The sequence below is a fragment of the Hyphomonas sp. genome, from assembly GCF_041398465.1.
Taxonomy (GTDB): domain Bacteria; phylum Pseudomonadota; class Alphaproteobacteria; order Caulobacterales; family Hyphomonadaceae; genus Hyphomonas.
Genome location: NZ_JAWKUS010000001.1, coordinates 1134907 through 1152759, shown reverse-complemented (window position 1 = coordinate 1152759; position 17853 = coordinate 1134907). Strand labels below are relative to the sequence as shown.

General features: G+C 62.3%; 22 protein-coding genes. 12 read left to right on the top strand and 10 right to left on the bottom strand.

The window, feature by feature from the left end:
• Positions 1 to 152 precede the first annotated feature (152 nt).
• On the top strand, positions 153 to 602 hold the full coding sequence (locus tag R3C98_RS05780) for a hypothetical protein (protein WP_371313163.1): 450 nt from the start codon (positions 153 to 155) through the stop codon (positions 600 to 602).
• Between the two features lie 64 nt (positions 603 to 666).
• On the opposite strand, the gene R3C98_RS05775 is transcribed toward R3C98_RS05780, so the two are convergent.
• Together R3C98_RS05775 and R3C98_RS05770 are read right to left on the bottom strand one after the other, a co-directional pair.
• Positions 667 to 1338, bottom strand: coding sequence for a lysoplasmalogenase (locus R3C98_RS05775; protein WP_371313162.1), 672 nt, complete (start codon positions 1336 to 1338; stop codon positions 667 to 669).
• Positions 1339 to 1365: 27 nt separating this feature from the next.
• Complete coding sequence (locus tag R3C98_RS05770; protein ID WP_371313161.1) at positions 1366 to 1764, bottom strand: YkvA family protein; 399 nt, start codon at positions 1762 to 1764, stop codon at positions 1366 to 1368.
• A gap of 66 nt (positions 1765 to 1830) precedes the next feature.
• Here R3C98_RS05770 and R3C98_RS05765 point away from each other — a divergent pair, with 66 nt between their 5' ends.
• Positions 1831 to 2610: an SDR family NAD(P)-dependent oxidoreductase gene (locus R3C98_RS05765; RefSeq protein ID WP_371313160.1), complete on the top strand. Its 780-nt coding sequence runs from the start codon at positions 1831 to 1833 to the stop codon at positions 2608 to 2610.
• A gap of 132 nt (positions 2611 to 2742) precedes the next feature.
• Complete coding sequence (locus R3C98_RS05760) at positions 2743 to 3420, top strand: nitroreductase (RefSeq protein WP_371313159.1); 678 nt, start codon at positions 2743 to 2745, stop codon at positions 3418 to 3420.
• On the opposite strand, the gene R3C98_RS05755 is transcribed toward R3C98_RS05760, so the two are convergent.
• Together R3C98_RS05755 and R3C98_RS05750 are read right to left on the bottom strand one after the other, a co-directional pair.
• On the bottom strand, positions 3417 to 3824 hold the full coding sequence (locus R3C98_RS05755; RefSeq protein ID WP_371313158.1) for a DUF4345 domain-containing protein: 408 nt from the start codon (positions 3822 to 3824) through the stop codon (positions 3417 to 3419). The genes R3C98_RS05760 and R3C98_RS05755 overlap by 4 nt on opposite strands.
• 33 nt (positions 3825 to 3857) lie before the next feature.
• The gene (locus tag R3C98_RS05750; RefSeq protein ID WP_371313157.1) at positions 3858 to 4346 is read right to left on the bottom strand and encodes a DUF1772 domain-containing protein; all 489 of its coding nucleotides are present in this window, start codon (positions 4344 to 4346) and stop codon (positions 3858 to 3860) included.
• A gap of 62 nt (positions 4347 to 4408) precedes the next feature.
• On the opposite strand from R3C98_RS05750, the gene R3C98_RS05745 reads away from it, so the two are divergent.
• From R3C98_RS05745 to R3C98_RS05735, 3 genes are all read left to right on the top strand, one after another.
• Positions 4409 to 5002 (top strand): TetR/AcrR family transcriptional regulator, encoded by a 594-nt coding sequence (locus R3C98_RS05745; protein WP_371313156.1) that lies wholly within the window; start codon positions 4409 to 4411, stop codon positions 5000 to 5002.
• A gap of 75 nt (positions 5003 to 5077) precedes the next feature.
• Positions 5078 to 6166, top strand: coding sequence for a glutathione S-transferase family protein (locus tag R3C98_RS05740; protein WP_371313155.1), 1089 nt, complete (start codon positions 5078 to 5080; stop codon positions 6164 to 6166).
• Positions 6167 to 6263: 97 nt separating this feature from the next.
• Positions 6264 to 7439: an acetyl-CoA C-acetyltransferase gene (locus R3C98_RS05735; RefSeq protein ID WP_371313154.1), complete on the top strand. Its 1176-nt coding sequence runs from the start codon at positions 6264 to 6266 to the stop codon at positions 7437 to 7439.
• Between the two features lie 64 nt (positions 7440 to 7503).
• Here R3C98_RS05735 and R3C98_RS05730 read toward each other — a convergent pair whose 3' ends face one another.
• Complete coding sequence (locus R3C98_RS05730; RefSeq protein WP_371313153.1) at positions 7504 to 8556, bottom strand: aspartate-semialdehyde dehydrogenase; 1053 nt, start codon at positions 8554 to 8556, stop codon at positions 7504 to 7506.
• A 251-nt stretch (positions 8557 to 8807) separates the two neighbouring features.
• Positions 8808 to 9242 carry a universal stress protein gene (locus tag R3C98_RS05725; protein WP_371313152.1) on the bottom strand — a complete coding sequence of 145 codons (435 nt, stop codon included), beginning with the start codon at positions 9240 to 9242 and terminating at the stop codon, positions 8808 to 8810.
• 126 nt (positions 9243 to 9368) lie between these two features.
• Between R3C98_RS05725 and R3C98_RS05720 the strand changes: the two genes are divergently transcribed.
• Entirely contained in the window at positions 9369 to 9917 is a 549-nt protein-coding gene (locus R3C98_RS05720; RefSeq protein ID WP_371313151.1) for a hypothetical protein, read from the top strand.
• 6 nt (positions 9918 to 9923) lie between these two features.
• On the opposite strand, the gene R3C98_RS05715 is transcribed toward R3C98_RS05720, so the two are convergent.
• Positions 9924 to 10553 carry a class I SAM-dependent methyltransferase gene (locus R3C98_RS05715; protein WP_371313150.1) on the bottom strand — a complete coding sequence of 210 codons (630 nt, stop codon included), beginning with the start codon at positions 10551 to 10553 and terminating at the stop codon, positions 9924 to 9926.
• Between the two features lie 139 nt (positions 10554 to 10692).
• Here R3C98_RS05715 and R3C98_RS05710 point away from each other — a divergent pair, with 139 nt between their 5' ends.
• Positions 10693 to 10902: a hypothetical protein gene (locus R3C98_RS05710; RefSeq protein WP_371313149.1), complete on the top strand. Its 210-nt coding sequence runs from the start codon at positions 10693 to 10695 to the stop codon at positions 10900 to 10902.
• A gap of 113 nt (positions 10903 to 11015) precedes the next feature.
• Here the strand turns inward: R3C98_RS05710 and R3C98_RS05705 are convergent, their stop codons facing one another.
• From R3C98_RS05705 to R3C98_RS05695, 3 genes are all read right to left on the bottom strand, one after another.
• Positions 11016 to 11774 (bottom strand): VWA domain-containing protein, encoded by a 759-nt coding sequence (locus tag R3C98_RS05705; protein ID WP_371313148.1) that lies wholly within the window; start codon positions 11772 to 11774, stop codon positions 11016 to 11018.
• A 201-nt stretch (positions 11775 to 11975) separates the two neighbouring features.
• Positions 11976 to 12671 (bottom strand): vWA domain-containing protein, encoded by a 696-nt coding sequence (locus R3C98_RS05700; protein WP_371313147.1) that lies wholly within the window; start codon positions 12669 to 12671, stop codon positions 11976 to 11978.
• 208 nt (positions 12672 to 12879) lie between these two features.
• On the bottom strand, positions 12880 to 13773 hold the full coding sequence (locus R3C98_RS05695; protein ID WP_371313146.1) for an acyl-CoA desaturase: 894 nt from the start codon (positions 13771 to 13773) through the stop codon (positions 12880 to 12882).
• A 254-nt stretch (positions 13774 to 14027) separates the two neighbouring features.
• Between R3C98_RS05695 and R3C98_RS05690 the strand changes: the two genes are divergently transcribed.
• From R3C98_RS05690 to R3C98_RS05675, 4 genes are all read left to right on the top strand, one after another.
• Positions 14028 to 15218 carry a hypothetical protein gene (locus R3C98_RS05690; protein WP_371313145.1) on the top strand — a complete coding sequence of 397 codons (1191 nt, stop codon included), beginning with the start codon at positions 14028 to 14030 and terminating at the stop codon, positions 15216 to 15218.
• Between the two features lie 326 nt (positions 15219 to 15544).
• Positions 15545 to 16078, top strand: a complete 534-nt coding sequence (locus R3C98_RS05685; RefSeq protein WP_371313144.1) for a thioesterase family protein — start codon at positions 15545 to 15547, stop codon at positions 16076 to 16078.
• Positions 16075 to 16998, top strand: coding sequence for a nucleoside hydrolase (locus R3C98_RS05680; protein ID WP_371313143.1), 924 nt, complete (start codon positions 16075 to 16077; stop codon positions 16996 to 16998). Before R3C98_RS05685 ends, R3C98_RS05680 begins: the two co-directional genes overlap by 4 nt.
• Positions 16995 to 17846, top strand: coding sequence for a ribokinase (locus R3C98_RS05675; protein ID WP_371313142.1), 852 nt, complete (start codon positions 16995 to 16997; stop codon positions 17844 to 17846). Before R3C98_RS05680 ends, R3C98_RS05675 begins: the two co-directional genes overlap by 4 nt.
• The last annotated feature ends 7 nt before the right edge of the window (positions 17847 to 17853 follow it).

Genomic DNA, 17853 nt, shown 5'->3' with positions numbered 1-17853 from the left:
TGTGTGCCGGCGGGCGCCGCTGACTGACAGCCACGTCCGCACCTGATCGAGACCACCTCCACGCCATTGAGCCATGTGGCCCAATCGATCCGCCTGCTGACAGGTGGAATGCATAACCTATGGAGGGAATAATGAGGATCAAATTCGGGTGTATGCTTCGCCCCCTGGCCTTCGGGGTGGCGGCAGCGGCCCTGTGCGGCAGCGCATGGGCGCAGACCTTCACGTTTGAGTCCACGTCGGAAGAGCCGATGACTCTGGGCGCGACAACCCCGCAAGGCTCTGTTACCGGCGCCTACTGGACGGGTGCGTCCACGGTCACTCAGGCAGATGGGACCGTGGCCAACAGCACCTTTACCTGCGTCTCCACAAGCCAGCCGCCAAGGGATTCCATATTCATGGTGCACGGCGTGTGTGATGGCACGGGCGCTGAGGGTGACTATACCGTCTATTCCGGCTGTAACCTTCTGGATCCGGAAGCCGGGGAAATGTCCTGCGTCGGCGGCCTGATTGGCAAGTCCGGCGACTATGAAGGACGCCGCGGTGTCTTGACGATCCATTCCAAGGGCGGCGCCTCGGTCGGCACCGGCCAGTGGTTCGAATAGGCAGCACGTTCAGATGCCGGATCAGAATGCGGCGGCCTCCGGACAATCGGACGCCGCCGCATTTCTATTCTGCGACGGTCATGAACGGATAAGCCGCACCCCAGGCGATCAGGGCCTGCCCGAAGAAGTAGAGCCCCCAGACGGCCAGCGATGGCAGCATCTTCTTCGGCGCACCGGCCGGACGGGTGAACAGCTGCAGCGACAGGATCATGTCGGAGGCGACGAACATCACAGCGCCGAGCGTCACCAGCAGGAATTGCGGCTGCAGGCGGAGCGCCGCCGCCCCCATCACAAGGATGATCGCCGTGTATGCAAACACAGGATACCGCATGGCCCCGAGCCAGGGCGCCAGCCACCGTACGAATGCCACCCCGCTGAAGACAAGCGCCAGCTGCGCGCCGAGGTTCAGAAGGCTGCGGTCCGCCTGCGGCAGGCCCCAGAACAGCGCGACATAGGCGACATGCGCCAGGAAGAAGGCCGCCATACCGGGCTTCAGCCATTTGTCCTCGCCTGGCTTGTCCATCGCGAGGAACGCATCTCCGGCCGAAGACAGGACGAGGGCCGCGACCAGCAGCCACGGACCGCCCGCCAGATAGGCGAACACAGCCAACAGCGTTGTCGACCCGGTCTTCACCAGCAGGCCGGGTAATCCCCCGCCCTCTCGCCAGCACCAGCCGGCCCAGTACAGCACGCCCAAAGCAATTGCGCCCGCAAGCGCAGCGGTCTCCCCAGCCATACGGCAGCCTCCCTTATGTTTCTTTTCTTAGTCTTCCCTGACCGGTTCCGGCACCCGCAACAGGCGCCGGGCCGCGGCCCGGTGCGTTTCTTTCACATGCATGCCCACCAGGCCAAGTGCCGTCGCGAGTACAGTTGCGTCATCGGTAAAGCCAAGGCCGGTAATAAAATCCGGCAGCATGTCCATGGGTGTGACAAAATAGGCGACGGCGGCGAACAGGACGGCCTTGGCCCGCATCGGCGTATGCGGATCGCGCGCGGCATACCAGGCCGCCACGAGGTCGTCTGCGAAGGGGATTTTGCCCACCATCCGCATCAGCTTGGGGATCAACCCGCGCGAGGTGCGCTCGTCTCGCTCAATCGACTTCGGGATATAGCGCCCGTCCTCGTTGAGAACGGTGTTGATGACTTCCGCTGCGTCAGACATTGCGTCCTCCTGTGAGACCTATAGATCATCTGAAAAGTTGTCAGAAACAAGGGAGGGCCACGGCCCATGGAACTCAATTCGAATATTTCCGCTGTCATCACCGGTGGCGCATCCGGCCTCGGCGCCGCAACCGCCACGAAACTGGCCAGCTATGGCGTGAAGGTCGCTCTTTTCGACCTGAACGCGGAAAAAGGCGAAGCGCTCGCCAAGGAACTCGGCGGCGTGTTCTGCGAGTGTAACGTGACCGACGAAGCCAGCGTTGACGCGGCCTTCGCAAAATCCCGCGCCGCTATCGGCCAGGAGCGCATCCTGATCAACTGCGCCGGCACCGGCAACGCCATCAAGACCGCCAGCCGCGACAAGAACACCGGCGAAATCAGCCACTTCCCGCTCGATAAGTTCGACCTGATCATCCAGATCAACCTCGTCGGCACCTTCCGCTGCATCGCGAAATCGGCTGCTGGCATGATGACGCTGGATCCGATCGACGGCGAGCGTGGCGCCATCGTCAACACCGCTTCGGTTGCTGCTGAAGATGGCCAGATCGGCCAGGCCGCCTACTCCGCTTCCAAGGGCGGCGTTGTCGGCATGACCCTGCCGATCGCCCGCGACCTCAGCCGTGAGCTGATCCGCGTCAACACGATCCTGCCGGGCATCTTCAACACGCCGCTGCTGCAGGGCGCGCCTGAGCCGGTCAAGCAAGCCCTCGGCGCGCAGGTGCCGAACCCAGCCCGCCTCGGCAACCCGGAAGAGTACGCATCGCTCGCCACCGAAATGTGCCGCAACGGCTACTTCAACGGCGAAGACGTCCGCCTCGACGGCGCAATCCGCATGGCGCCGCGCTGATCACCTGAAAAGGTTTGAAAGCCTGAAAAACCCGCTCGAAAGAGCGGGTTTTTTTATTTCCGCAACGGCAGGGGCTGTCACCGGCCACGGGTGCGCTACAAGGGTTCCGATAAGAGATTGGGAGGTCTTACCGTGGAATATGATGACGTTGTCCGCAGCCGGCGCAGCATTCGGGGCTTCCTGAAGAAACCTGTCCCGAAAGCCCTCGTCCGCGAAATCCTCGAAATCGCCATGCGGGCGCCGACCTCGCTGAACTCCCAGCCCTGGAACTTCTATGTCGTTTCCGGCGACGTGCTGGACCGGATCCGCAAAGGCAATGTCGAACGCAATGTCGCCGGCGTCCCGGATAGCCGCGAATTCCGCATGGGCCCCGCCTATGAGGGCGTGCACCGCGAGCGCCAGGTCGAGATCGCTATCCAGCTGTTCCAGGCCATGGGTATCGAACGCCACGACAAGGAAGCGCGGATGGATTGGGTGCTGCGCGGTTTCCGCCAGTTCGATGCGCCCGTCTCCATCGTCGTCACCTATGACAAGGCCCTCGCCGGCGGCGACATCCCGCCCTTCGATTGTGGCGGCGTCGTCAATGGCATCGTCAATGCCGCCTGGAACCGTGGCCTCGGCTGCGTGATCAATTCGCAAGGCATCATGCAAAGCCCGGTGGTTCGCGAGGAAGCCGGCATCCCGGACGACCAGGTGATCCAGACCTGCGTCGCCATGGGTTGGCCGGATGAGACCTTCCCTGCCAATGCTGTCATTTCGAAACGGAAGTCCGTAGACGAAGCAGCCACCTTCCTCGGCTTTGACGACTAGCGCAGAGCGGAAGTCGTGCCTGACGCAGCAGCCGCCAGGAAACACATCGCGCCGACTGCCAGTTCCAGCGCAGTGATCCACACCGCCATCTGATCTGGCACGCCGTCCATCATCAGGCTGGCGAGCCGGGCCAGACCGTAGCCGGTGTAGAAAACGGCACTGGCGGTCAGGGCCAGTATCTGCAGCTGGCGGAGGAACAGGCCGACGATTGCCAACAGGCCAATGGCAAGGATCGCGCCGCCCGCAGCACGCATTTCATTCAGCAACGCTGCATCCCCGGCGCCAAGATGAATCCCGGACGTGGCATGGAAACCTATCGGATCCAGCACGATCGCTGCGCCGATCAGGATGGCGATCGTGCCAGAAACGAACAATGTGGCATGGCGGAATTTGGAATGGGACATGGAATTCTCCTTTCGGGGATCAATGAGGGTTCATCAGGCGAGCGCCACCACAGCCATCAGCATGAAGATGGCTGAGGCGGCAGAGGCCAGCGTTCGGACGGAGTTCCAGAAACTCCAGACCGGGACATAACGGCGCCAGTAGCCGGCCGCAGCGGCACTATCGTGTGCCATCCGGTCGAGACGCTCGTTCATCGGCACATTGAAGACCACGGTCACGCCAAACGTGCCGACGACATAGGTGACCGCCGCCGCGACGATCCAGACGGTTGCCGGGCCACTCCCCTGCCAGAAAGCGGCCACCGCCATCAGGGGCGACGCAGCTGCCATTCCCAGCAGCAGGATCATGAAAAGTGTACGGAACACTTTGCGGTTTATCTGCTGCATCGCCTCGATTCCGCCTTCCGGCTGCGTCGCGGCGAGCGATCGCATGACGAAATCGGAAAAGGTCAGGAACACGCCCGCCACGAGAGCATAGGCGATCACGGAAAATTCGCTGGCAAACAGCATCCATTGCTGAGTCATATCGGCCCCTTTCGCTTGACACCGTGTCAATTGACATGGCGCTAGATAGATGATCACTTGACATGATGTCAAGTCTGAATCCCGATACCCGCAAAAGAATCCTGCAGGCCACCGCCGATCTCCTGTCGGAAGGTGGCGGCACGGGCGTGCGCATGTCAGACATCGCGAAACGCGCCGGCATCAGCCGCCAGGCTGTCTATCTGCACTTCGCCAACAGGGCGGACCTGCTGATCGCGACAACGTTTTATGTGGACGAACTGAAGGACTCCGATGGGCGCCTCGCGCCGAGCAGGGCTGCAAAGACCGGTACGGAGCGCCTCGATGCCTACATCGAGGCATGGGCCGGTTACCTGCCGGAAATCTATCCGATCGGCAAAGCGCTGATCGTGATGGGACCGACGGATGAAGAGGCCCGGAGCGCCTGGGCCCAGCGGATGCAGGACATGCGGGAGGGCTGCGAAGCGGCCATCAACGCCCTGAAGCGCGATGGCGACCTGGCCCCCGGCATGACCGCTCAACTGGCGGCGGATCTCCTCTGGACGCTACTGCTCCTGCCGAACTGGGAGCACCTGACGCAAATCTGCGGCTGGTCTCAGAATCAGTATTTGAAACACATGAAAGCCACCGCCCGCCGCCTGTTTGTCTTAGGTGCTTGAGCCTGCCGGCTTTTTGGCGGATGATGCAACTATTGACAGTTCAAGTGCCGTAACAAGCGGCCGGGGGAGGGCATCATGCTGAAGGTCTATGGCCTGAAGGTTTCCTATTTCACGGGCAAGCTGGAAGCCTATCTGCGCTACAAGGAAATTCCCTACGAATTCTGCCCGATGACGGGGCGGGAGTTCATGCGCACGATTCCGGAAAAGACCGGCGCCATGCAAATGCCCGCCGTGGAATTGCCGGACGGTCGCTGGATGACCGACACCAGCCCGATGATCGACTGGTTCGAAGCCCAGCACCCGAACCCGCCGATCCTGCCGGACGACCCGGCCCAGGCCTTTCTCTGCCGCCTGATCGAGGACTATGCCGACGAATGGCTCTGGCGCCCGGCCATGCATTACCGCTGGAGCTATCCGCTCTCGTCGAAACTCCTTGCCCGGCAGATTTCCGATGCGATGGGCCGGGAGATCAACGCGCCCGGCTTCCTGAAACGGCGCCGGACGGAAAAGCGCCAGAAGCATAATTTTGTCGACCGGGACGGCGTCACGCCCGAGACCCGTACGCATGTGGAAGGTAGCTATCTGAAGCTGCTCGACATGCTGGAAGCCATCTTTCAGGTGCGGCCTTTCCTGTTGGGTGAGCGGCCAACGCTGGCCGACATCGGCCTGATGGGGCCCCTCTTCCGTCACTTCGCCATGGACCCTGTGCCCGGCATCCTCATGCGGGAGAACGCTTCCGGCGTGATGGCCTGGGTTTACCGTGTTTGGAACGCGCGGGCGTCGCGAACTGGCGGTGACCTTGTCAGCGGTATCCCCGACGATCTGTTGCCATTGCTGCGCGAGCTGGCGCAAACGCATCTGGAAGCGCTGAACGCCAACGCCCTCGCCTGGCAGGCGGGAGATGCGCGCCATGGCATGACCATTCAGGGCACCGCCTATCGGGACATCCAGACCTCCCAGTACCGGGTCTGGTGTCTTGAAAAGCTGCAGGCGCACTATCACGCACTGGACGAAGCCACCCGCACAGGCCTCGACCCGGTTTTGCAATCCACCGGCATCCTCGATCCGCTGCTGCGTCATTCGGAAGTGGAGAGCAAGTACGCCAATGCGGAGAGTGCCCCCTTCGGGAAATCTCTTCCTGTCTTCGCGGAAATCCGGAACTGACGGTCTCCCTTGCGGCAGGTTCCGTTGGGAGAGTGCTGGCGCCGCCGGTCACCGGGCGTATAAATGCAGCGGCAATATTAGAAGAGGAACGCGTGACATGGCAGACGCATATATCGTAGCAGCAAAACGTACCGCCGGCGGCCGCCGCGGCGGCGCCCTCGCCGAATGGCATCCGGGCGATCTCGGCGCCCAGGTGCTCAACGCGCTCGTCGATATGACCGGCATCGACCCTGCCGCCATCGACGATGTCATCATGGGCTGTGTCTCGCAGGCCGGTGAACAGGCTGGACAGATCGGCCGGACTGCCGTGCTCGCCTCGAAACTGCCGGACTCTGTGCCCGCCGTGACGATCGACCGCCAGTGCGGTTCCTCGCAGCAGAGCCTCCAGTTCGCGGCGCAGGCCGTGATGTCGGGCACGCAGGACCTCGTGATCGCAGCCGGCGTCGAGAGCATGACGCGCTGCCCGATGGGCATCAACGCCCGCGCAGGCAAGCTGTTCGAAATACCGACAGACCCGACCCCCCAATCGGTGAAGGAAAAGTTCGGCATCAAGCACTTCAGCCAGTTCGTTGGTGCCGAGATGATCGCCAAGAAGCATGGCCACACCAAGGAAGAGCTCGACGCTTTCTCCGTGGAAAGCCACAAGCGCGGCGCGGCTGCAACGCAGGCTGGTGCCTTCAAGGACGAGATCGTCGTCATCAAGGGCCGCGGCCCGGACGGCAACGAAGTGATGCACGACAAGGATGAGGGCATCCGCTACGACGCATCCATGGAAGCTATGGCGAAGCTGAAGATCCTGCAGGAAGACGGCATCATGACTGCCGCCAATGCCAGCCAGATCTGCGACGGCTCGTCCGGCGTGATGGTCGCCTCGGAAGCCGCCATCAAGGCGCACAACCTCACCCCGCTAGCCCGCATCCACAACCTCACCGTCACCGCCGGTGACCCGGTGATCATGCTGGAAGAGCCGCTCTTCGCCACCGACCGCGCCCTGCAGCGCGCTGGCATGAAGATCGACGACATCGACCTTTACGAAGTCAACGAAGCCTTCGCGCCGGTTCCGATCGCATGGCTGAAGCATCACGGTGCTGACCCGGCGAAGCTGAACGTCAATGGCGGCGCCATCGCGCTCGGCCACCCGCTCGGCGCTTCGGGCACCAAGCTGATGACGACGCTGATCTACGCCCTGCGCGCACGCGGCAAGAAATACGGCCTGCAGACCATGTGTGAAGGCGGCGGCATCGCCAACGTCACCATCATCGAAGCCCTGTAAGCCAGCGCTTCAACGAAAATTGGAAACGCCGGACCTTTCACGGGTCCGGCGTTTTCTTTTTGTCTTAACCTGCCATGTCCAGCAGGGCCTCGGCGATCTGCACCGCGTTCAGCGCTGCGCCCTTGCGGAGATTGTCGCCGACCACGAACAGGACGAGGCCATTGTCCATCGCGCTGTCCTTGCGGATACGTCCAACGCTGACATTGTCCTTACCCGTCATTTCCAGCGGGTTCGGTACCAGGTCCACCTGCACGCCGGGCGCCTTCGCCAGCATGGCTTCCGCCTCTGCAGCAGAGACCGGCCGCTCGAACTCGGCATGGATCGACAGGCTGTGCCCGGTCATCACCGGTACGCGCACGCAGGTGCCGGAGACCTTGAGATCCGGAAGCCCCATGATCTTCCGGCTCTCGTCGCGCAGCTTCAGCTCTTCGTCCGTGTATCCGTCTTCCCCAAGAACATAGTTCAGCGGCACCACGTTGAAGGCGAGCGGCACCGCCCATTTCTTCGGCGAGGGGAAGTCCACCGCGGCAGAATCGTCAGCAAGACCGGCCATGTCTCCGGCTGCTGCGGCTGCCACCTGCGCGGTCAGTTCTTCCGATCCGGCCACCCCTGCCCCGGACGCGGCCTGATAGGTGGAGGCGAAGAGGCGGGTCAGCCCCCAGGCATCGTGCAGCGGCTTCAGCACGGGCATCGCTGCCATGGTCGTGCAGTTCGGGTTCGCGATGATGCCCTTCGGGATGTTCGCCAGCGCATCGGCATTCACTTCCGGCACGACCAGCGGCACGTCCGGATCCTTCCGCCAGGCGGAGGAGTTGTCGATCACGAGCGCGCCGGCCTCGGCGAATTTCGGCGCATACTGGCGCGAGGTCTCACCGCCCGCCGAAAAGAAAACAATGTCGAGCCCGGACACGTCCGCCGTGGCGACGTCCTCCACGACAATTTCGGTGTCACGGAACGGGACTGTCTTTCCGGCGGACCGGGCTGAGGCGAACAGGCGCAGCGAGGCGAGCGGGAAGTCCCGCTCGGCCAGAAGCTCGCGCATCAGGCTGCCGACAAGGCCGGTCGCGCCGACAACGCCGACACGGGGAGGACTGGATCTTGAGAAACGGGGTGACATGGCATTCTCCGGTTGGGGAGCCTTCGGTGCGGGAGAGCCGTGTCAGGGAATGGCCGTCCCGCGCCTTGGCGGGACGTTGGTGAGGTGGCTGGCTTCAGATCGCACACACCCGCAACGTCCCGCGAAGGCGGGTCGTCTTTGGGGTAATAATGATCTGTTTCTTCAGCATGGGCGGCTGAATAGAGCCACGGCGCATGGAAGTAAAGCGCTTTCGCGCCGCACCCTGCCGCCGCCGCCGTCCCTTTCCCGTCTCACGCCCCTCTCAGGATGAGCACGGAACAATTGGCGTGCAATGCCGTCTGCGAGGCGTGAGAGCCGAACAGATGATCGGACAGGCGCGGATGATGCGTCGCCATGACGACGAAATCCACGCCGTGCTTTGCGATCACTTTCTGGATCGTTTCGTTCACGGCCTCATGGCTCTCGAACAGCGGCGTGATTGCGTGACCGAGGCGGTCTGCTTCCTGCGCAACGAAGGCGTCGAACTCCGGCTTGCGGGCCTCCGGCATTTCCGTGAGATGCGTGCCCAGCGGATTGGTGACCGTCAGGATCGACACTTTCGCCCCGGAGAGACCGGCCAGGCAGACCGCAGATTCGACCGCCAGCTGAGACGCCTCCTTATGGCGCATGTCGACGGGCACAAGAATATGGGTCGCCGCAAATGGCAGCTTTGTCTGTTCGGTCATGATATCTCCTCCCGGCCAGCCTAACGGCAGCGGCCCGGTTTGTCAGGCGTCAGGCCTGCCGCACCCGGTTTTGCGTGCTATGCTCCCCGGAAAGACTCAGGAAAGGCGCTGAAAAGGGGCAGCCAAATGAAAACACTTGTACCGTTCATCCTCGTCATCTGCGGCTTGGGGCTTGCCGCTTTCGTCTGGTACGGAAACAAGCGCGCCTCGCAGGTGTCTGACGAGCAGCGCGTGCTGGACGCGGTGCTGGAACAACAGGAAGCCGCGCGCGCCGCGCAGGAGCGCGCCAGCGAACTGATGGCGGAAATCCTGCCCGCCCCTGCCGCCTGCGATGGCCTGACGACTGGAACGGTCTTCAGCATTTGCGAGATGGAACCGTATCCCGGCGAAGACTGGCCCGACTGGACGGCCGCCGCCTCCCCGGCAGAGCAGGCCTGCCTGCTGGACAGCTTCCACCAGACGAATGCGCACGCCTATGAGATTCGCAGCGAAACCTATGACGGTGCAGATCCGGACGCGAACCGGATGGGACGGTTCGTGTCAGATCTCTGCACTGCCGCCCTCTGGACCGACGGCATCGATTATGGGGATACGGACAAATCCCTGAGCGACCTTATCGCCGGCTACTACACCGACCGCGCCACGTCGCTCGTGAAACCCGCGCAGAGTTACTAGCCTACCCTACCCATCTTTCAGACGTTCCAGCACGTAAACGGTCGAACCTGAATTTTCACCATGCGCCTGCAAGTGCGGGCCATACGCTTCAGACCGGACCGCCACTTCGCCAGCGGAGATGCTTCTTTTGAGGCGTCCGCCATAGTCATCCATCGCCATACTCTGGTCGTTCAGCGAGAAAGCCAGCAGGTCGCCGGGGGCAAGAATGGCAAGCAGGTCATCATAAACCGTTGGCGGCGCGCCGCCTACACTGATCACACCGATTGCCGTGATCGCCCGGTAGTCGCCGGGTTGAACCGGTAGTGGGGCTGTTGGGTCTGTTTCCCACAATTTGTTGTAGATCTTCTTTTGCCGGGCCATGGCGAGCATCTCGCCGGACAGATCGGTTCCATCAATCCGGGTGAAGCCGGCTTCAACCAGCGCGGCGCCCGACAGGCCCGTTCCGCACCCGAAATCCAGGATCGGCGCATTCCTGTCAGGCAGCTCTGCGGAAAGGGCGGCAGCCACCCTGGCCGGCGTTGCATAGCCGGTTTCCAGAATGTCCTGATCGTATTTCCCGGCCCATGCATTGTAGAGATCTCGCATCCCGTCATTGCCGGAGACACGATAGACTTTGTCGAGAAAATTATCGGTCATGGGGCAAACATATCTGAGCCATGCCGTCCAAGTCCATGCGACCGTCTGCTTCCGGCAGCTCCCCCCCCGGTCCATGACCCGCAAGGCATCTCATGTTAAACTCCAACATGGTCATCGTCAGGACACCGGGACAAAGCCTATGACACCCAGCATGTGGATCGGAGCGATCGCCGGCCTGTTTGCCGGCTGGATTATCGGCGCGGTCTTCACCAGCGGGCCGAAGACTCCCATGGAAGCCTTCTCAGGTGATTATGAATCCAGCGGCCTCGGCTGCTTCGCGTTTCTGATCCTGATTGCCGTCTGCGTCGGCAGCGGCGTGTTCGCCGGTGCGATCCTCGGCGGCAGCTGAGAGTCGGACATAGGAAACAGCCCGCCTCATTGCTGAGGCGGGCTTCCTTTTCCGGGCGCAGGGTGCAGGGGGTTCGCCGGAGCAGCCCGGTGGAGGTTCCGAGTTGCTGGCGCTTATTGGTTCTGGCGTTCCTTCACACCTTCCTCATCGGCGAGGGCACGGTCTTCCTCGTTGAACTCGATCTCTGCCTCTTCGCCCTTGCCATAGGCGCGGGATTTCTTGGCGAGCGCCGACATGCTGTCCTGCATGCTGCCCTGCCCGACGGCCATGGTCTTGCGGGCATCCATGCCGATGCTTTCCGCATCGTCGAAGCTTGCGAACTCGGCGCCGAGGAAGACGACTTCCCAGCCCTTGGCCTCGGCCCGCGCCAGGGCGGCCTTGGCACCGTCCTTTGTCAGTTCACGGGAGGAGTTCTCGAGCCCGTCGGTCATGATCACGATCACGGCCTTTTCCGGCTGGTCGGCTTCAGCGAGGTTCACCATGCGGCCGATGGCGTCGAACAGGGGCGTCATGCCGCGCGGGCTGGCCTCGTCGTCGGTGACATTGTGCCAGTCTTCGGCCTTAACATTGTCGCGCAACACGTCGAACTGCATGCCGTCCTGATAGTCGAAAATGGCGAGCGTGACATCGGTTTCAATATCTTCGCCATCGATTTCGCCTTCGTCGGCCTCGCCGACACTCGCAGCGTAGGCGTTGACGGAACCGAGCGCTTCTTCCCAGATATCGGACATGGAGCCTGTCCGGTCGAGCAGGATATAGGAATGTACCGCACCCGGATTTTCCGGCGGCGCCGGTGGCACCTTGGCATTGGCTGCGCCTGCCAGCGCAAATGCTGCGGCTCCGAGTGTGAGTTTGGCGATGAAGGATTTCATCTGGCGTCCCTTCCGGTTTCTTGGCCTTGTTCTGTGGCCGGAACTGCCGGCCTTGTGCGTCCGAGGCCCCCACGGCCTGATTGAGATTAAAGTTCGATCAGAATTGGGGCGCGTTCGTGGCGGCTTGTTGCCGTTTGGAAGGTAAAAGGCCCGCCGGGATGCCGACGGGCCTTCCAGTCTGAACGGGTGTTCAGTTTCGGCTTATTTCTTCCGCATGAAGAGGCCTTTTCTCTTCTGCCCGGTCCGCTCCTGGACGTCTGCTTCACCGGCCTCTTCCCGGTCCACTTCGTCGAACTCGACCGGCGCGCTCGCCGCCGACGCATAATAGGTCTGGCTCTTGCGGGCGAGCCGCGTCATCGAGTCCGACATCCGTCCCCGGCCCATGGCCATGGATTTGCGCGCCGAGATGCCAACCGCATCCGCGTCAGCGAAGTTCGCAAACTCCGCGCCGAGGAAGACAACTTCCCAGCCGCGCTTTTCCGCCCGGTCGAGGGCCGCCTTCACGCCCTCCTTCGTCACTTCCCGCGACGCGTTTTCCGCCCCGTCGGTCATGATGACGATGACGGCCTTTTCCGGATTGTCGGCCTCGGCCATGGAGATCAGCCGCGCGATGGCGTCGAACAGTGGCGTCATTCCACGCGGACTGGCTTCCTTGTCTGAAACAGGTTGCCAGCCAACCGGCTGGACGCTGCGGCGCAGAACGTCGAACTGCAGGCCGTCCTGCGCGTCGAACACGGCAAGCGTGATTTGCGGCACGACGTCTCCGGCCTGCCCGGCGATGCTGGCGGCATAGGCATTCACTGAACTCAGCGCCTCGTCCCAGATGGACGACATCGAGCCGGTGCGGTCGAGTAGAATATAGGAGTGTATTTTGGCCTGGGGATGTGTCTGGGCCATGCGGGTCCCTCCTCTGCTGGCCCCCCCGGCCTGTCAGCGGAGATGGGGAGAGGATCGGCCCGCACAAGTAGCAAAACAAAAAAAGACCGGGAAGCTCGCGCGTTCCCGGTCCCTCATTTTTGGTCCGCACCCGGCCAGAACCGGCCGCTATATATGGTGTTTACACGGTGTTTATATGGTGTTTTTCATTGCCCTTCCGGGCCGATGATCAGGCAAACTGCGGCGCGATGCGCAGGTTCCGGACCCAGCCGATTTTTTCCATCACGAGCAGGATTGTGCCGTTGTAATCGACGATCCGGTTCCACACGCCCTTGCGCGGCCGGTGCAGCGCGCTGGTCGGTTCGGAATGGTGGTGGTCATGAAAGGCTTCGCCGCCGGTCAGCAGACCGATCAGATGGTCCGCCCAGACCGGCGTCTTCAGGTGGCCCAGTACGTTGATGCCGTAGACGGTGGCGTGGAACTGGATCGCCCGTCCGATCACCACGCTCGCATGAATTAGCGCCGTCAGCAGCAGCGAGCCGCCAGCCGCCCAGACGATCAGATAGATCGCCGCCGGGATGACAAGGTGCACCACAAGGCTGATTTCATTGTAGAAACGATCCATCCAGACGATCACGGGCTGGTTTTTCAGCCACATGGCCAGCGGGCGCTGGGTGTCTTTTTCGTCCCGCCACAGGATCCAGCCGACCCAGGCCCAGCGCTTGGATTCGAACGGATTGTGCGGGTCGCCCGGCTTGTCTGAGAAGCGGTGATGCTGAGAGTGGTAGTTCACCCAGTCCTTCACATTGCCCTGCATGGCGATGACAAGATTGATCATGGTCAGCACCTGCCCTGGCACGGCGAGTTCCCCTGCCCGGTGCTGAAGAATGCGGTGCAACGGGCCGATGCCGGCATTGCAGACAAAAATCGTGAAGGCTGTCACGGCAAACGCGATCAGCAGGTACCACCAGTGGAAAGTGAGATGGCTGAGGAAAATGCCCAGAAGAACCATGGTCACGAACAGCGCGACACCCAGGACGGGATAGCCGATAGCCGAGAAAAAGCTGGCGAAATTGAAGGTCTTCCAGTTTTTCGGGATCGCAATGGAGCGCGGCAGGGTCATACAGTTCCTCCAGATGACGTGCGGTCTCCCGCCGGGCCACAGTCTGCCTGCGGGGTTTAAGGCATCCTTAAAGAGTGCGCCGCTCCCGTAAAGGTGAAACAAGCGTCACGCATGCGTTATTCTGCCCGCGCCGCCACAGGGCCCCGAGGCCCGGCGTGAATGGGTGACAGACAGGGGTGACTGCGGCGCAGGGATTCGGATAGACAAACCAGTGCCGGGGCGCGTTCGCGCCAAGCGAACGGGGTCAGAACTTCATGGCGGATGAACGTCTCCTGCAGGCGATCCAGCAGCTTGAGGAACTCGGTGTCGACTTCGAGTCGAGCCAGGACGAAAGCGAAGTCCGCACGCTGTGCGACCTAACACCCGATTGCCGCCAGGCGGGGGAAAACTCGCTGATCCTCAATCGCAAGCAAGGCACGTTCAGGTGCCTGAATTGCGGTTCCGACGGCAGTTTCACAGACCTGGTCCGCCTGAAAGAAGAGGTCCGCCGCCAACGTGCACAGGAACTGCAACCCCTTCCCTTGGAAGCCGAGTTGATCCGGGAAGATGAAGCTCCGGTCCCGGCGGTCCGTCCTGTGGTTCAGGACGCCGACTTCACACCAGCACCAGCCAAGATCAGCCGGAACCTCGCAAAGCACGAAGCGAAAGTGAAAACGCTGGGCGAGGCGGACAAGCTGGAGGAGCGCTTCCCGCACCTGAAGCCAAAGGAAAAGAAGCCGTTCAACGGAGAGAAGTTCATCATCTCCCTGCTGGCGCTGGTCTTCCTCACGGCCGGTCTCGCTGCCGCAGCGCTGTCGGGATTTGCCAATTACCAGGCCTTTTCCAGCTCGGTTGCCGATCCGCTCCAGTCCGGCATCTGGGGCTGGACCGGCGTCATCGCGGCCGTCATCTCCTTTGGCGGCTTTACCTTCTTCTACTGGCACACGGCCAATCACCGGATGAAGGAGGGCTGGCGGGCGCTGATCTTCGCGCTGGCCGGCATGGGCACATCCATCATCGGAACAGAGCGCTTCATCGCCGCCAACAATACGGCGGCTGCCCAAGAAATCGTGCGCGCAGACACAAATCGCGGCGTGCTGGAATCGCAAATCGCCGACTGGCGCCGCCAGCTGGAAGGCATTCCGCCGGAGACCCGGTCCGTCGAAGGGCTGGAGTCCTATCTCTCTGAAGTGGAACGTGTAGGACGCACCGAGCAGAAGCCCTATCGCGATGCCCAGAACGAACTGGGTCTCGCCAAACGCCGGGACGAGCTGCAAGCCAAGATCGAAGCGGCGAATGCCGAGCTGCTCGGCCAGGGCAACGGAAACCTGCTGACCGAGGCGCAGACCCGTACCAATCTGCCCTCATGGTTCTTTGCCCTGATGCTGGAGGCCTTTTCCAGCCAGGGCACATCAATCGGGCTTGTCGCTCTGCTCATCCTGTATGGACGGCGCAAACAGGGTTAACTTAACGCCTTGTTTTATTAACCGTAAATCTCATGAAAATTGGAACGGTCGAGGCGCGTTGCGCATACGCCCTCATGAAGTTCCAATCCTGGCGCTTCTCCATCTTACCTGCTCTTTGGGTCAGTTCAGAAAGAACTGACCCTTTTTTTGCGCCTTTCTCCGGGCGTGCTGCGATGCGAGCGGCAAAGGTCCGTCTTTGACTTGCATTCGGCGCGCTCCGCCCCATAGTCGCGGGCGGGAGGAAGCTTGGCGGTGTAGTGGAGACTACACAGCTGCAACAACCTTCCGTCGTGTCTGTGTCTGTGACGAGGAGGCGTCCTGCCCCCATGAACCTGTTTTTCCGACTCCTCCGGATCCTGCTCCCGGCCTGGTTTTCAAAAACGAAAACCCACATCCTGGACGTGCATACGATCCGCTCTGCCGTCTGGCTCGGCGACCATGATCCGATGGGGCACATGACCAATTCCCGCTATGCCTCGTTCACGGACCTCGGCATCATGAATTTCATGGGCCGTACCGGCACGTTAAAGGCTTTCCGCGCGCGCGGATGGGTGCCCATCATCCAGCACGAAGCGTTGACCTATTTTCACTCCATGAAGTTTCCGCAGAAATTCGAACTGCAAACACGCATGGTCGGCTGGGACGGCACCTATATGTGTTTCCGGCACACTTTTGTCAGTCGGGGACGGACGATCGCGACCAGCCGGATGATTGCGCGGCTCAAAGGCCGGGGAAAGGAACAGGTCACCGCAGACATGGCCCTCGAAGCCCTCGGAACGCCCATGGAAAGTCCGCCGCTGGAACAGTCTTTCCTCGATGCTATTGCGGACCTGCGGGCTGAGCGGGCGTCTCACGCATGAGCCTGCCCCTGATCATCGATTGTGATCCCGGTGTCGATGATGCCGTGATGCTGATGATGGCGCTGGCGAGCGATGCGCTGGACGTGCGTGCGATCACCACCGTCGCCGGGAACGTGCCGCTGAGCCTCACCAGCCGGAACGCCCGCATGATGTGCCAGCTGATGGGCCGGTCGGATGTGCCCGTCTATGCGGGCTGCCCCTGCCCGATCCTGCGCGCGCCGGTGACGGCAGAAGACTTCCATGGCGAAAGCGGCATCGCCGGCCTCGACCCATTCGAGCCGGACACGCCTTTGGCCGACGGCCATGCGGTGACGTTCCTCACCGATACGCTGAAAGCAGCAGCCCCTCGCGAATACACACTCGTCGTGACAGGCCCGATGACAAATATCGCCGCTGCCCTGATCCTGGATCCGTCCATCGCAGAAGGCATCTCCCGCCTTGTCCTGATGGCGGGTGCCGACAGCGAGGGCGGCAACATCACGCCCTTCTCCGAATTCAATGTCTTTGCCGATCCGCACGCGGCCGCCATTGTGTTCAAGTCCAGCATCCGCGCGACCGTGATGAGCCTCGATGTGACTCACACGGTGCGCGCAGAGCTGCCGCGCATCGAACGCATGAAAGCCATTCCCACCGAGCGCGCCGCGATCATGGTGCAGCTGCTGGAGGCCGGAAACGAACTGGAAGGCCGCTGGAAGGAAGGCCGCAAGTCGCCGATGCACGATCCGTCCACCATTGCCTTCCTGCTGGCCCCGCACCTGTTCGACGTGAAGTCGACCAATGTCAGCATTGTCACCGAGGAAGGCGAACGCTTCGGCCAGACCTGCCTCTCCGCAGCGACCAGCGGCCCGCATGACTGGGTCACAGCTGCTGACGCGGATGGCTTCTTTGATCTCATGGCCTCGCTGATGGAGCGCACATGATCAGCGTCATTGGCTCCATCAATCTCGACATCGTGGCGACCGGCCCTGCCCTGCCCCGGCCGGGTGAAACCGTCGGCGGGGCCCGCCTTGCCCGTCATCCCGGCGGCAAGGGCGCGAACCAGGCGCTGGCAGCCCGCCGCCTCGGCGCGGACGTTCGGATGGTGGGCGCGGTCGGCGCCGATGACATGGCCGACGATGCGTTGAAACTGCTGCAGGAAGGCGGTGTGGACCTGTCCGAAGTCGCGCATGTGAATGGCGAGACGACGGGCGTTGCGCTGATTGCCGTCGATGCCAACTCCGGCGAGAATTTGATCGTCGTCTGCCCCGGCGCCAACAATGTACTACGCCCGGATGACCTGGCGCACCTGCCCATCGAGCACATGATGGGCGTGCTGGAAGTGCCGGTACCCGCCCTCATGGCGGCGGCGGAAAAAGCGACCGGTTTTGTCAGCCTGAACCTCGCCCCGGCCCTGACCATACCGGACCAACTCATGACCATGGCGGATCTTCTCAGTGTCAACGAGACCGAAGCGGCGACTTATGGCGACCGACTGATGACTAGTGGCGCCCTTGTCGCCGTCTCGCTCGGGGCGGAGGGCGCGGTGCTCTACAAGCAAGGGCAGGAAATCGCCCGGGCCGCGCCACCGAAGGTGCGGGTGGTCGATACGGTTGGTGCGGGCGACACGTTCACTGCTGCCCTCACGGTCGCACTGATCGAGGGGAAATCCCCGCAGGAAGCGCTCGCCTTCGCCGTCACAGCCGGAGCGCTCGCCTGTACTCGGCCGGGCGCACAGCCGAGCCTCCCACAGCGCAATGACGTCGATGCGCTTGCCCTCGGCGGGAAATGACGCCAAC